The 14030-nt window shown below is 57.2% G+C and carries 12 protein-coding genes and 1 pseudogene; 5 read left to right on the top strand and 8 right to left on the bottom strand.

From position 1 onward, the window contains the following. Positions 1-74: 74 nt before the first annotated feature. Genes GOV87_RS16710 through GOV87_RS16685 form a run of 6 tightly spaced genes read right to left on the bottom strand, consistent with a single transcriptional unit; the run spans position 75 to position 7127 of the window. Positions 75-872 carry an oxepin-CoA hydrolase, alternative type gene (locus GOV87_RS16710; protein ID WP_171212525.1) on the bottom strand — a complete coding sequence of 266 codons (798 nt, stop codon included), beginning with the start codon at positions 870-872 and terminating at the stop codon, positions 75-77. A gap of 3 nt (positions 873-875) precedes the next feature. Further along, positions 876-1934: an acyl-CoA dehydrogenase family protein gene (locus GOV87_RS16705; RefSeq protein WP_171212524.1), complete on the bottom strand. Its 1059-nt coding sequence runs from the start codon at positions 1932-1934 to the stop codon at positions 876-878. A 3-nt stretch (positions 1935-1937) separates the two neighbouring features. Next, entirely contained in the window at positions 1938-3125 is a 1188-nt protein-coding gene (locus GOV87_RS16700) for an acyl-CoA dehydrogenase family protein (RefSeq protein WP_171212523.1), read from the bottom strand. Positions 3126-3127: 2 nt separating this feature from the next. After that, positions 3128-5188, bottom strand: coding sequence for a 3-hydroxyacyl-CoA dehydrogenase NAD-binding domain-containing protein (locus tag GOV87_RS16695; RefSeq protein WP_171212522.1), 2061 nt, complete (start codon positions 5186-5188; stop codon positions 3128-3130). 19 nt (positions 5189-5207) lie between these two features. Then, complete coding sequence (locus tag GOV87_RS16690; protein ID WP_171212521.1) at positions 5208-5933, bottom strand: IclR family transcriptional regulator; 726 nt, start codon at positions 5931-5933, stop codon at positions 5208-5210. Positions 5934-5939: 6 nt separating this feature from the next. After that, positions 5940-7127 carry an acetyl-CoA C-acyltransferase gene (locus GOV87_RS16685; RefSeq protein ID WP_171212520.1) on the bottom strand — a complete coding sequence of 396 codons (1188 nt, stop codon included), beginning with the start codon at positions 7125-7127 and terminating at the stop codon, positions 5940-5942. 402 nt (positions 7128-7529) lie between these two features. Between GOV87_RS16685 and GOV87_RS16680 the strand changes: the two genes are divergently transcribed. Together GOV87_RS16680 and GOV87_RS16675 are read left to right on the top strand one after the other, a co-directional pair. Beyond that, positions 7530-7994 (top strand): phosphate-starvation-inducible PsiE family protein, encoded by a 465-nt coding sequence (locus GOV87_RS16680; RefSeq protein ID WP_217354453.1) that lies wholly within the window; start codon positions 7530-7532, stop codon positions 7992-7994. 283 nt (positions 7995-8277) lie between these two features. Further along, positions 8278-8634 (top strand): DUF983 domain-containing protein, encoded by a 357-nt coding sequence (locus GOV87_RS16675; RefSeq protein WP_171125568.1) that lies wholly within the window; start codon positions 8278-8280, stop codon positions 8632-8634. 261 nt (positions 8635-8895) lie between these two features. Here the strand turns inward: GOV87_RS16675 and GOV87_RS16670 are convergent, their stop codons facing one another. After that, positions 8896-10296, bottom strand: a complete 1401-nt coding sequence (locus tag GOV87_RS16670; protein ID WP_171212519.1) for a PLP-dependent aminotransferase family protein — start codon at positions 10294-10296, stop codon at positions 8896-8898. Positions 10297-10548: 252 nt separating this feature from the next. Here GOV87_RS16670 and ccoG point away from each other — a divergent pair. From ccoG to GOV87_RS16655, 3 genes and pseudogenes are all read left to right on the top strand, one after another. Then, positions 10549-11427: pseudogene (gene ccoG, locus GOV87_RS16665) on the top strand (cytochrome c oxidase accessory protein CcoG); the annotation flags it as partial. Then, positions 11373-11618, top strand: coding sequence for an HAD hydrolase-like protein (locus GOV87_RS16660; RefSeq protein WP_171212505.1), 246 nt, complete (start codon positions 11373-11375; stop codon positions 11616-11618). The pseudogene ccoG and the gene GOV87_RS16660, both read left to right, overlap by 55 nt. 645 nt (positions 11619-12263) lie before the next feature. Then, positions 12264-13679, top strand: a complete 1416-nt coding sequence (locus GOV87_RS16655) for a tetratricopeptide repeat protein (protein WP_217360885.1) — start codon at positions 12264-12266, stop codon at positions 13677-13679. On the opposite strand, the gene GOV87_RS20685 is transcribed toward GOV87_RS16655, so the two are convergent. Beyond that, the gene (locus GOV87_RS20685) at positions 13580-13891 is read right to left on the bottom strand and encodes a hypothetical protein (protein WP_371813531.1); all 312 of its coding nucleotides are present in this window, start codon (positions 13889-13891) and stop codon (positions 13580-13582) included. The two genes, GOV87_RS16655 and GOV87_RS20685, sit on opposite strands and share 100 nt — an antisense overlap. Positions 13892-14030: the final 139 nt, after the last annotated feature.

Genomic DNA, 14030 nt, shown 5'->3' with positions numbered 1-14030 from the left:
CCACTGCAATCAGTTAGGACGGCAGGTCAGTGCGTGTGCACTCCGCCACCCTTGGCCAACAGGAACAAGCAAACCTAAGACCCGTGTGAATCAGGAAAGACAGGTTTGCGTTTTTCCTCAAACGCGCGAATACCTTCCTGCGCTTCGTCGCTGCCAAGGGCAATTGACATAAGGCGTCGCTCGCGCAGCAGATGTGCGTTGAATACTTCCCGTTCGGGCGCCGCAATTAGCGATTTGATAGAAGCCTGCGCCTGACGTGGGCCGCGCGACAACGCTTCGGTCAGGTCCAACGCATCGCTCAGGGCATCGCCGGGCGCAACAACCCGGTTTACAACTCCCATGGCGTACAGCCGTTCGGCCAAGACCGGCTGGCCCGTCAAACACATTTCGGACGCCAACTGGCGTGGCAGGTTCATCGACAGGAAACCCGACCCCCCTCCATCCGGGACCAGCCCCGCGTTGACATAGGCCAGGGTGAATTTAGCTCCTTCTGAGGCCACTATCATGTCACAGGCAAAAGCAAGGGATGCCCCCGCCCCCGCAGCTCCGCCTTCTACCGCCGCGATCACCGGCAGCGGGCAGGCACGGACGGTTCGGATCATGCTGTGCAGAAACTCAATCTGCTCTTCTCGGTCCGGCAGAGGCATTTCGCGTCGCTGCTTGAGCATACGCAAATCGCCGCCAGCCGAGAAAAACTGCCCGGCACCGGTGATCACCACGGCCCGAACCGAGGAGTCAGGTGCAACCGCATCGCTCAGGGCCTTTTCTACAGGCTCATAGACCGCGCGCGACAGCACATTGCGGCGCTCGGGCTCATTGATGGTGATGATCAGTGTTGACCCTTGGGTCTCGAACAAGACAGCTTCGCTCATGGGTCAGGCCGCCATCACTCGGTGCAACTGAGCATAGCGGTCGCCCAGTTGGTGGTCGATCATCGACAGCCGCTTGGCATAATGCGAGCCGGGATATTCCCAGGTCATGCCGATGCCGCCGTGCAACTGAATGCTTTCTTCCGAAATCAGCAATCCGGTGCGGCCGATCAGGTTCTTGGCCATCGCGACATATTTGCCCGCCTCATCCGTTGCCAGCTTGCTTGCCGCCAGAATGGTGATCGCCCGACATTGTTCGATCTCGATTGCCATATCCACCGCGCGATGTTGCAGCGCCTGAAAGCTTGCGATTGGGCGACCGAACTGTTTGCGCTGTTTGAGGTAGTCGACCGTCATGCCGACCAGAACCTCCATGACACCCACAGCCTCGGCGCACAGCGCCAGACGGCCAGCGTCAAGTGCAGCTTCGATGATATTCCCGGCATCTTCGCTGATGCAGGTGGCGGCCGCATTGTCGAGGATCAATTCCCCCGCGCCACCGCCGTCGATCATGGCATAGTCGATGGTTTCGGGGCTATCGACCAGAAACAGCCCAACCCCGGCTTCGGTTTGCGCCGCGACCAGAGCGCCATCGGCACCCGGCAGGCCATAGACCACCGATTTTCGCCCATTCATAACCCAGCCGTCACCGGATTTGTCTGCGCTGGTCCGGATCAGCGGCAAGCTGTCCGCGTCCGGCTCCAACACCGCAAAGGCCAAACGTTTTGTGCCTGCGATCATGTCCTCGACCAGTTGCTCGGCACCGCAATCAGCCGCGGCACGCACGCTCATGAGCGTGGCAAGAATAGGTTCAGGACAGAGGCCGCGGCCAAGTTCCTCGAACACGGTTATGATGTCGAAACCAGCGCCGCCGAAACCGCCCTGATCCTCGGGAACGAAGGCGCCGATCAGGCCAAGCTCTGACAACTCTGCCCATTTCGTTGGGGAATGATACGGCGCGGTTTCGATCAAGCCGTTGCGCGTTTCAAAGTCGTACTGGTCCGCAAGGTAGCGGCGCAACGTGTCCGACAACATCTGCCGGTCTTCGGTCAGTTTGAAATCCATGGCTCAGCTCCGGAACATGTCTTTGGCGATGATGTTGCGCTGAATCTCGTTCGATCCGCCAAAGATCGAGAGTTTGCGATTATTGAAGTACGTGGCCGCCGATGCGGTGGCTTCTTCGGGCACTGTGCGGGCGTTGTCCGACAGCTCGGTGGCCGGGAATGGCGCAGCGGCGGCCCCCAACGCGGATTTGGTCAGGCCGTGGATGCGCTGACGGATGACCGTTCCCTTAATCTTAAGCATCGAGCTTTGCATCCCCGGCGCAGCGCCTTCCTTGGCCGCGGACAACATCGCAAGGTTCATCACCCGCATGGCTTCCAGATCAATCTCCACCTCGGCGATCTCAGCCGCGAAAACCGGGTCTTCAGCCAAGGGTTTGCCCATCCGGTGCAACTGCTTCGACAGCCGCTTCAGCCGGTCCAAGTCACGAAGTGAAAAACCCACTCCGGCGATATTGGTCCGCTCATGGGTCAGCAGATACTTGGCGATCGTCCAACCTTTGTTTTCCTCGCCCACCAGATTGGCCACCGGCACACGGGCATCGGTGAAGAACACTTCGTTCACCTCGTGCCCGCCTTCCAACAGTTTGATCGGGCGAACCTCGATACCGGGCGTGTTCATATCCACCAACACAAAACTGATCCCTTCCTGCGGCTTGCCCTCGGAAGAGGTGCGCACAAGGCAAAAGATCTTATCGGCGTGCTGACCCAGCGTGGTCCAGGTTTTTTGACCGTTGATCACATAGTGATCCCCATCACGGTCCGCGCGTGTTTTCAAGCTGGCCAAATCGGACCCGGCACCCGGTTCGGAATATCCCTGACACCACCAATGGGTCCCGTCCAGAATGCGCGGCAGAAATTCGGCCTTTTGCGCGTCCGAGCCGAATTTCAACAGAACCGGCCCCAGCATGCTTACGCCAAAAGCCACGATACGCGGGGCAAATGCCATTGCGCATTCTTCTTCGAAGATATGGCGCTCGACCGCGCTCCAGCCGGGGCCGCCGTATTCCACTGGCCAGGTAGCGGCCAGCCAATTGCGTGTTTGCAACGTGGCGTGCCAACCTTCCATATCCGCCTTGGTCAGTTCTTCACCATTGCGACCCTTGGCAGCCAGTTCCTCGGACAGGTTTTCGGCCAGAAACGCTTTGACTTCGGCGCGAAACGCCTCTTCTTCTGGGGTAAAGCTCAGGTCCATCCTCAGCCCTCCTTGTTGAGATCGTTAAAGGATTTGCCAGCCTCGGCCAGCTCACGCAGCAGGGCTGGAACCTGCCAGTAATACGGGTCTTCTTTCGCGTATTCCTCGATGCGCTGAACCAGAACATCCAGCCCTGTGATGTCTGCATATTGCAATGGTCCGCCCCAGTGGCGCGGAAAGCCGTAACCGAACAGGAAAACCGCATCCACGTCGATGGGGCGCAGGGCGATCTTTTCTTCGACCACTCGCGCGGCCTCGGACACCATCGCGGCCATATAGCAATCCACGATCTCGGCATCGGTAAATTTGCGGGGCGAGATACCTTTGGCCTCGCGCTCGACCTGCGCATACTCGGCCACGGCAGGGTTCACGCTGCGGGTCTTGCCGTCATAAATATAGAAACCCTTACCGCTCTTGCGTCCAAACCAGCCCTGCTCGCAGACCCGGTCAGCGATCTCGACATAGCGCTCCTCGGCCGGGCGGAACTCTGCCTGCCGCTTGCGCGTGGCCCAGCCGATATCCTGCCCTGCCAAGTCCGATACAGCAAAGGGACCCATCGCAAAGCCGAAATCCTCAAGCGCGCTGTCGATTTGTTCAAACGGCGCACCGTCCAGTTGCATATAGGCGGAAGACTTGCGGTAATGTGCCAGAATACGGTTGCCGATAAAGCCGTCGCAAACCTCTGACCGCACGGCGATTTTGCGCAGTTTCTTGGCCAGCCTAAAGCTGGTGGCGACGATTTCGGGCGCGGTCTCTTTACCGACCACAACTTCCAGCAAACGCATCACATGGGCGGGCGAGAAAAAGTGCAACCCGATCACGTCCTGAGGCCGGCTGGTTGTCGCCGCGATTTTATCGACGTCCAGATACGAAGTATTCGTCGCCAGAACAGCCCCCAGTTTACAGATCTGGTCCAGCTTCCCGAAAACCTCGCGTTTTACGTCCATGGATTCGAATACCGCTTCGATCACCACATCTGCGTCCGCCAGAGCGGCCATATCGGTGGTGCAGGTCAGCATGCCTAAAACGGTGTCCCGCTGCCCCTCGGTCAGTTTTCCGCGTTTGACTGCACCGTCGAGGTTCTTGGTGATGGTCTCACGGGCAAAAGCAACGCGGTCCTCTTCCATTTCAATCAGCGTGGCAGGCATCCCGGCCAGCAACATCGCCGTTGCAATGCCCGACCCCATGGTACCGCCACCAATCACACCACCAGACTTCAGGTCACGTGCGTCCGCCTTGGCTTCGGGGATATGCGCCACGGCGCGTTCTGCAAAGAACGCATGTTTCAGACCCTTATGTGCATTACTGGCCAGTGCTTCGACAAAAAGGTCACGTTCTACCTGCAACCCTTCGACCAGCGGAAGGCTGCTTGCCTCTGCCGCTTTCAATGCGCGGGTTACCACTTCGCCCTTTGCCTTGGCGCGGAACGTGTTCAACTCATCTGCGGTGATGCGGTTGTCTTGTTCAGCCGTAACGCGGGTTTTGAGTGTGCCGTCCAGAACCTGCTGACCAGCGGCCAGGGCAACCGCCTCGGGGTCACCATCCTGCAAGTCATCCAGCAGCCCAGCTTCCAGCGCCGCTTCGGCCGAGATCGGTTTTCCCGAGGTGATCATGGTCAAAGCCGTCTTACCATCCACAAGCCGGGGCAGACGCTGAGTCCCACCTGCACCGGGCAGCAAACCCAGATTAACCTCGGGCAGGCCCAGTTTCAGGCCCTTGATGCCGACCCGCGCCTGACAACTCAGAGCGATCTCAAGACCGCCGCCCAGTGTCGTCCCGTGCAAAACGCAGACTATCGGCTTGGCGCTTGCCTCCAGCAGGTCACAAACCTCGGGCAGGCCGGGCAGTTTCGGCGGCTGGCCAAACTCACGGATGTCTGCACCGGCCACAAAGGTTCGACCCGCAGCAAAAAGAGCGATGACTTTGACAACATTGTCCGATGCCACGTCCTGAATTGCATTCACCAGCCCGACGCGCACGTCGTAACCGGCAGCATTGACCGGAGGGTTGTCGATCTTGACAAGGGCGACCTCGCCCTCTTTGCGAATTTCGACCGCAGTCATAAAAATCTCCTGCTTTCTATCACATATACCCAAGGCTGTGCCTGAGTGTTTGCACCGTGTCGCGCAGCCGTGGCGCCACAACCCGTTCCAGTTTTTCAGTATTTAGATCAGAGGCATTGGCCCCGCACAGAAAGGCAAATGGCTGCGTGCCTAGGGTAGTTTGGAACGGGACAGCGCAAGCATTGACGCCGCTGTTCCAGCCTCCGTAGGAAATAACGTAGCCTCTGCTTTCAAGCTGTTCGCGGTCGGCCCTTGCCTGTTCAGTTTTGGCAACAAGCGTTGGGTCAGCGGCAAGAATGGCACGACCGGGGGCGCTTTGCTCCATCGGCAGTCGGTGCCCCTCGCTCAGCCACAGAGACGATGCGTTGCGCGGCCTCCAACAGCGAGTCAACATGGCCGCATCGCCGTGACGCATGGACAGCGCAACCAACACGCCGGTGTCGTCAGCCAGTTGCTGCATCACGTTTTCGGCCATTGGCAGAAAGGACAGCCCGGCGCGCGCCGTGTATCCAAGCGCCATGACCGAAGGCCCAAGCCGGTAGGCCTCGGACGGGTGCAACTGCTCTAAAAACCCCATCGAGGCAAGAGTGAAGGTCATCCTCGCCACGGTGGATGGGGGCATTCCAGTGCGCCGCGCCAGTTCGCGGTTGCCCAGCGAGACATCACCGGGCTTGAACGCCTGCATTACCTGCAACCCCTTGGCCAGGGTCGAAGCAAAACGGCGATCTCTTTCCGCGTCCGACATGTGGGCTTACACGCGCTCCAGGATCAGGGCGATCCCCTGTCCCACGCCGATACACATGGACAGACAGGCATAACGCCCGCCCGTTTCCTCAAGATGCCGCATCGCGGTCAGCACGATCCGCGCACCCGACGCACCCAAAGGGTGACCAACCGCAATCGCACCACCGTTGGGGTTCAGGCGGCTGTCGGCGGGATCAATCTCTAAGTGTTTGCAGCAGGCCAGAACCTGTGCCGCGAAGGCTTCGTTGATCTCGATAAGGTCCATGTCATCCAAGGACAGACCGGCGCGCTCCAGCGCCTTGGGGACTGCAAATGCCGGGCCGATTCCCATGATCCGAGGCGGTACGCCTGCGATGGCTCCGGCCACAATCCGCGCGCGCGGCGCGGCACGGTCGGTTCTGGCGCCGATCATCAGCATCGCCGCACCATCATTGACGCCCGAGGCATTGGCAGCAGTCGTCACCCCCTCGGGGAAGATCGTCCGCAAAGCCGACATCTTCTCAAGTTGCGTTTCCGGGCGGGGATGTTCGTCCTGCGCAACGTCATGGGTCGCCCCTTTGCGCCCCTTGATGGTGATCGGGGTGATCTCGTCGTCAAAGAAGCCACGCGCTCGGGCCGCCTCGTACCGGGCTTGAGAGTTGTATCCGAACTGATCCGACGCCTCACGTGTGATCTGGTAATCCTGGGCCAGATTGTCCGCGGTTTCTGGCATCGGGTATTCCCCATGCATCTCAGCGATGCGCGGATTTGGAAAGCGCACACCTATGGCACTGTCAAAAATCTGTGCTTGCCTTGCATAGGCGGTTTCAGACTTGGCAATGGTAAAAGGGGCGCGGGTCATGCTTTCGACACCGCCTGCGACGTACAAAGGAGCCTCGCCAATTGTAACTGAACGCGCAGCATCCAAAGCGGCCGACATGCCCGAACCGCACAGGCGGTTTACGGTCAGACCGCCAACCTCAACCGGCAGACCAGCCAGTAATGCGGTGTAGCGGGCCACGTTGCGGCTGTCTTCGCCCGACTGGCAAACATTGCCAAGAATGACGTCTTCGATCTCGGACGCGTCGAATGCGCTGCGTTCTACCAGCGCGCTCAAAACCTGCGATGCCAGATCATCGGGCCGGACCGACGCCAGCGCACCGCCGTGCCGACCAAACGGGCTGCGCAGCCCATCGTAAATATATGCGTCAAGCATTCTCAACCTCTTTGATCAATTGTGCCGGTGTGTCCGCGAAAACCCCAACTTGCTTGTGGGATAATTCGCTCGCTGCCTGTTCTTCGATCGGCTGGTGGGTTTGGCGCAATACACTCTCCTCAGATGCAGCGCCGTTGTTCTAGCTCCAAGACCTAAGTTAGTCAATATGCGGTTTAATGTTCCGCATAGCGGAATTATAAGATCGACAGTCTCGCCCAAAACCCCCATTCAAATGGGTCGGATTGGAATTTCCAGAACAGCCCAACGCGTTGTTTTGACGACCCGCAGATCAGACTGGAAAAGCAATTCCAATTCATGGGAGGATTACATCAAAGAAAAGTGAGCGATTCAAATTGGTGCAATATCCGTCGCTTGCACAGAAAATTACCTTTGGAGACGACGATGAGTGGCGGTGAAAACAAATTTGTCCCAGAACACGTGGAGCTGGATCCCAACCACGAGGATGCTATCGTTCGATGGTGCAACCGCATGATCCGCCACGGTGTCCGAGCGTTGTCTGTCCTCATGCTGGGCATTATTTTGTTGGCTATTATTGATGCAGGATTCACAACCTATCAGAAATTTATGGAACCACCTTTGTACATCCTGGAGGTCAGCGATCTTCTGGCGGTATTCAGTGCCGTTCTGGTCGTACTGATCGCGATAGAAATCTATACAAATATCACGCTCTACCTGACCGCCGACGTCATCCATATCAAGCTTGTAGTCGCGACAGCCCTGATGGCGGTCGCGCGAAAGATTATCACGCTGGACGACAAGAGCTTGGACCCTCACTACTTTCTTGGATACGCAGCGATCGGTCTGGCGTTGGGCGTAACGTATTGGCTCATAGCAAGAAAACCATGAGCGGAACCGCCCGCGCCCTCCACATACTCAGCAAAAACTGATTACAGCCCGAATTTGTTCGGATCAGTCCAACAGTCTGGGCGCTGCGTCGTTCAGGCCAGGTAATACTCGTCGAACTCAAAAAATTGCGGTCATGTGTTGAGTGCACGGCAGGTTGAGGGCGCCCCGTCACTTGCAAACGCATGCGTCAAAATATACATACAAAAAGTGATATTTTGCTACAATGCTTGGCTTTTGTATGCCATACACCCCGAGAATTGATCTTTGATGGCTGGATTCGGAAATGGAAGAAAGAGACACACGATCAGCCCTGCGCAGGGGCTTTGCTCTCAAATGCCCGAACTGTGGCAAAGGGCACGTGCTTCACAAGTACCTAAAGGTGAATGATACGTGCACTGTGTGCGGCCTTGATCTGACGCACGCGCGTGCCGATGATGGCCCTGCGTATTTTACGATTTTGATTGTTGGCCACTTAGCAGGCTTTGCGCTTCATATTATCTGGTCCGTCTGGGAACCTACGCCGTTGGTAATGGCGACGGTGACATCCGCCGGTGCAGTTGCGTTATCCCTGTTCTTGCTGCCACGGTTCAAGGGCGCGCTAATTGGCCTTCAGTGGGCAAAGCATATGCACGGGTTCTAAGGCGGGCTTGCCCGGCAAGCCTAGGCTGTTTCGGACAGATCAAGGCCGTAGTCGGTTGCGCAACTCCTTTCGGGAAAGCCCGACTACGCAACATGATCTCCCTCAACCTTCAGCCACGCGACGCTCGCAAGGGCTGTTACAACAAAAAAGATGCGCCGTCGCAGTAAGTTCTGCGATGGTTTTCCCTGTCGCCTCAAGCGAAACAGAACCCACGTCCATCTTTTCTTAATCTGGCTGAATCCGCCGTGAACGTTTGGATTTTCAGACAACCATCCAATCGTGCTGATCTGCGTTTTCCAACGCATCGACCAGTTTGCGCAATGCAGTCCCCAAATTCGCCGCGGTATCAACAGACCCAAGCGCAACACGGACCGCATTTGGCGCCTTGCCAGGCGCAAAGGCCGCACCCGGCACAAGTCCCAGCCCCGAGCCGCGCAGCTTCAGAACAAACTCTGTGGCGGAACACCCGTCTGGCAGCGGAAGCCAGATATGAAACGCGTCCTTTGGCACATGGATGTCCGGCAGAGATTGGCGCAGTACGCCCTGCCGCTGCCCAGTCTCAAGCCGGATCGCGGACAAGATTTTGTCTGCCAGACCAGAGGTGATCCAATTCGTCGCCAGCCGTGCGGAAATCGGCGACACAACGCTGCCATTGGCGCGCATCGCCCGTCTGACACTGTCATTCGACGCACCGGATGGCGGCACCATGAAGCAAACGCGAAGCGACGGTGCCAGGCATTTTGAAAGGGATGACACATACCACGTCCGCTCTGGCGCGATGGCACAAAGCGGATCCGGCGCCGTGCTTGCGAGCACCCCATAGGCATCGTCTTCAATGATCTGAAGATCGTGTTTGCGCGCAACCTCGGCGATGCGCGCGCGCCGTGCGACAGGCATCGTGATTGCCGTCGGGTTATGCAAGGTTGGCGTGGTGTAAATGGCACGAGGCTTTACAGTCTGGCAAATCTCATCCAGCGCGTCGGGGTCAAGACCGTCCGCATCCATTGGGATCGACACAACGTTCAGCTTTAGGTGTCGCGCAAGCGCCAGAAGGCCGGGATAAGTCAATTCTTCGCAGCATATTGTGTCGCCCGGCTCGAGTATGAGTGACAAAATAGTCCAGGTTGCGCCCTGCACGCCATTGCAAATGATGATGTCATCATGCGGCTGAAGCCCCAGATGGCGCTGAAGCCAGGATTGCGCGGCCTGCTGGTCTTCATGGCTGCCACCGGGCATCTGGTAGCGCATCAGAAACTCAACCCCATGTTCGGATCGAAGTGCATCAAAGCCCTGCCACATACTGCGCACTAGCCCAGCATCCTCCAACCGGGGGGGCACATTCATGCTCATGTCGACAGTCTGGTTTTTTGCGCTGTCCGAAGTCACCGGATTGGTAGGCCCGGACTCTTTGACGTAGGTGCCCTGCCCCACGCGCCCTTCGACCAAACCGTCTTTTCCTGCAGCCGAATACGCCCGGCTGACGGTCGTGAAATCAATGCCGAGAACACTGGCCAGCGCGCGCTGTGGCGGAAGCCGCTGACCGGGGCGCAGGACGCCCGCACGAATATCGCGCGCAATGGCTTTAGCAATCGCAAGGTACATAGGGCCGTTGCCTTCTTCGACGGCTGGAACCCATGCGACATTTGGCGCGCTGTCATTCATTGCTTCACTCCTTGTCTGCATTTATATGCGCTTTGTATGCATATTGCAATGCCTCAATCACGCTTGCGCCGCACTTATGGCCGCCGGGCAGAAAGAAGCGCAAGTAAACGAAAAACGGAAGGACATTCGACGTTTTATTTCAACCTTTCAAGGCAATAGCACAGTGTTTCGCACCCGATTGCAGCACAGCGATATGAATAAACCGACAGAACCCAACTTGGGTACAATCCAAGCAAGATCAGGAAGCAACTGATGTCCTCTCCCTCACTATATGCTCCACGCGAACCCATATTTCCCCGCCGCGTGTCAGGCTATTATCGCCGCCTGAAATGGGTGATACTGATCGTTACGCTGGGCATATATTACGTCACCCCATGGCTCAGGTGGGATCGGGGTCCAAACCTGTCTGATCAGGCGGTACTGGTCGATATCGCCAATCGTCGGTTTTACTTTTTCTGGATCGAGATCTGGCCGCACGAGTTCTATTTCGTCGCGGGCCTGCTCATTATGGCGGGTCTGGGACTGTTCCTGTTCACATCGGCGCTGGGTCGCGTTTGGTGCGGCTACGCTTGCCCGCAGACTGTCTGGACCGACCTGTTCATTCTGGTCGAGCGATGGATTGAAGGGGACCGCAATGCGCGGCTCAGGCTGCATCGCAGCACGTGGACCTTGCAGAAGATGCGGTTGAGCTTGACCAAATGGGCCGTCTGGCTGCTGATCAGTGTCGGGACCGGCGGCGCTTGGGTTTTCTATTTTGCCGACGCACCAACGTTGCTGGCTGATCTGGTGGCATTTTCGGCCCACCCGGCCGCCTACGGCACCATCGGTTTCATGACGCTGTCAACGTTCATCTTTGTCGACTTCATGCGTGAGCACATTTGCATTTATGCCTGCCCGGGGCCGCGCATTCAGGCTGCCATGATCGATGAACACACTCTGGTTGTAGGCTATCGTGACTGGCGGGGAGAGCCGCGAGGCAAAGCCAACACATCGGATGCCGGCAATTGCATTGACTGCAAGGGCTGAGTGAATGTCTGCGCGAAAGGAATCGACATCAGGAACGGATCACAGATGGAATGCATCACCTGCGCTTTGTACATCGACGCCTGCAACGACGTGATGACGCGGATCATGACCGGATATTGGGCAAGTTCAAAGAACGCTATCAGGAAGCCGTTCATTTGACGCTGATATATCCGGGCGTCAAACAGGCGCTGGATGCGCTGGTTCAGGGAGGGCACAACCTGGGAATTTGCAAATACAAGCCAACGGTCCCCTGCATGGACGTCGTTAAGCATCTTGATCTTGAAAAATATTTTTAGGTCGTGCGCGCCGGGGACAGACCGTCTGTACATAACCCCGACCCGGCTCCCCTGTATTCGGCCTATGCAGACCTGCCACTGGGGCCTGAGATTTTTGTCGGCGACAGCGGGGTTGATACCGAGACCGAAATGCGTGCGTAGGTTCCGTTTTTGCTGTTCACCGAAGGATATCGCAAGAAACCGGTCGAGTTGATTCCGCATACCCAATCCTTTTCCCACCACGACGGCATGCCGGGTTTTGTGGACGCACTATTAGCCGACTCCGAAAACGCCCGGTCGCCCTGATACACCCAGAGTCGATTCACCCCTTGGACCGCCAAAGTCAATTATTGGCGGTCCAAGGGGTGTGTTTTCTCGTCAATATTATTTCAGAACTATTTCAGACTTTTTGGCACATGTTTCAAATTTTAACCGATTCCTGCCGAAATTCCTTTTGTGATGCAATAATCTGCGCTCGCTGACCCAATCTGAACACGAAACTAACACTCCCCTTCACAAATCAGCGAAGCTCATACTCGGTCAGGTACCGCCTGTGGCATAAACGAGGACAAGGCCAGCCCGAAATGGTGCAGACAACGCTTGCCCAATAAGCGCGAGCGGTTCGAATAAGAGATATGTTTATTGACAGCGGCTAAGGACGACAAAATGGCTCTCGATCAAATGCAAGGCACTCCGCAGTCCTCAAAGGATATTCGCGGGGTACCGGTTTCTTATGGCGACGCATCGGCCATCGAGGGGTTGGAACGGGCGATTGAACAATCCTTGTCCTTCCGCGGAGACGCAATTGCCGGCATTGAAGCGATTTTGGCCGAGCATCCCCGCTTTGTCATGGGGTGGCTGTTCAAGGCTGGATGGCTGACACAGTTCATGGAAACGCGCGTGTACCCGCAGTTCATCGAAGCGATCACGCGCGCGGAACAACTGTCAGACCAGGCCAACACACGCGAGCAGGGTCACCTGGCGGCTGTCAAAGCCTGGGCGGCTGGTGATTTTTTTGGGGCCTTACAGAAGTGGGAGGCCGTTCTGACGCAATACCCTAAGGATCTGTTTGCGCTTGGTCTGATCCACTACACCATGGTTTTGCTTGGCGATGTCCCGGGGCAGCGCGACGTGGCCGCCCGTGTCTTCAACCTGTGGGATCCCGATATTCCGGGCTATGAGTTTGTTCTGGGCTTCTACGCTTTTGGGTTGGAAGAAAACCGCGACTTTACCCATGCCGAAGATCTGGCACGACAGGCATTGGATATCCGGCCTGACAACCCCTATGCGATTCACGCAGTAAGCCATGTGATGGAGATGCGCGGACAGCAATCCTGCGGCATCAAGTTCATGAAAGATCGCGCTGACGTCTGGGGCACGTCTAATTTCGCAAACCACCTATGGTGGCACACCTCGCTATATCACCTCGATCTGGAGCAATATGATCAGGTCTACGATATCTTTGATCACCACCTGGATTCCCGCCAGAAGGATGGCAACAAATACGAAGAGCTGGATGCGGCGGCCCTGCTGTGGCGTATGAATCTGGCCGGTCAGGATTCGGGCGACCGCTGGGTGCATCTGGCCAACAAATGGGAACCGGCGGCCCAGGACACGCTTTATGCATTCAATGATGTGCACGCGATGATGACATTTGCGTCTGACGACCGGTTAGAGGCACAAGACCTGTTGATCCACGCCAACAAACGCTATCTCGAAAGCGCCTCGGACGCGAACGCTGCAATGAGCCGCGAAATAGGAATGCCTTTTTGCATGGCAATTCAGGACTTTAAGCGCGAAGATTATTCCGCTTGCGTCGAACGCTTGTTGCCGGTCCGTTATATGACCCACCGCTTGGGCGGCAGCTTTGCCCAGCGGGACATCATCGGCTGGACCTTGCTGGAGGCCGCCTTGCGCGACAAACGCTATGATCTGGCGCTGGGGTTGGCCAATGAGCGCGCCGGATTAAAGCCAACGTCTGTTCAAAACTGGCGAGCCGTCGCGCGCGCGTTGAAAGGATTAGGCGATAACAGCGGCGCAGCTCGGGCCACGTCGAAGGCCGACGCGCTTGCCTCGGCCTGACAAGCCGGCAGACCCCTGCCCCTGATCTGTCGGGGCAGGAAACTACCTTCCATTTCACAAATCTCGCCCCAGATTGTTTTTGCTGCGGGCGCGCCCGGTATATTGAGTGGCTGAATAAGATGCCAATGCCGCTGCAGCGGCAGAACGTTCAGGTTCAGGCTGACCAGACGCCCGGTTTTCAGCTCTTCCATAACCGTATGTTTGAACAGCATAGCAATACCCAGCCCTGCATTCACGGCCTGTTTGATGGTTTCGTTACCCCATAACCGAAACCCGATAGCTTTGCCCTGCTCCCATGTCGTCCAGATAGCGCGCCATCAGCATCCGGGTGCCCAATCCCTCTTCTCGGGC

The organism is Ruegeria sp. HKCCA5426 (assembly GCF_013034585.1).
In the GTDB taxonomy this organism is placed as follows: Bacteria; Pseudomonadota; Alphaproteobacteria; order Rhodobacterales; family Rhodobacteraceae; genus Ruegeria.
Note: the sequence above shows the minus strand (reverse complement) of the source record. Positions and strands in the feature narration are given on the sequence as shown.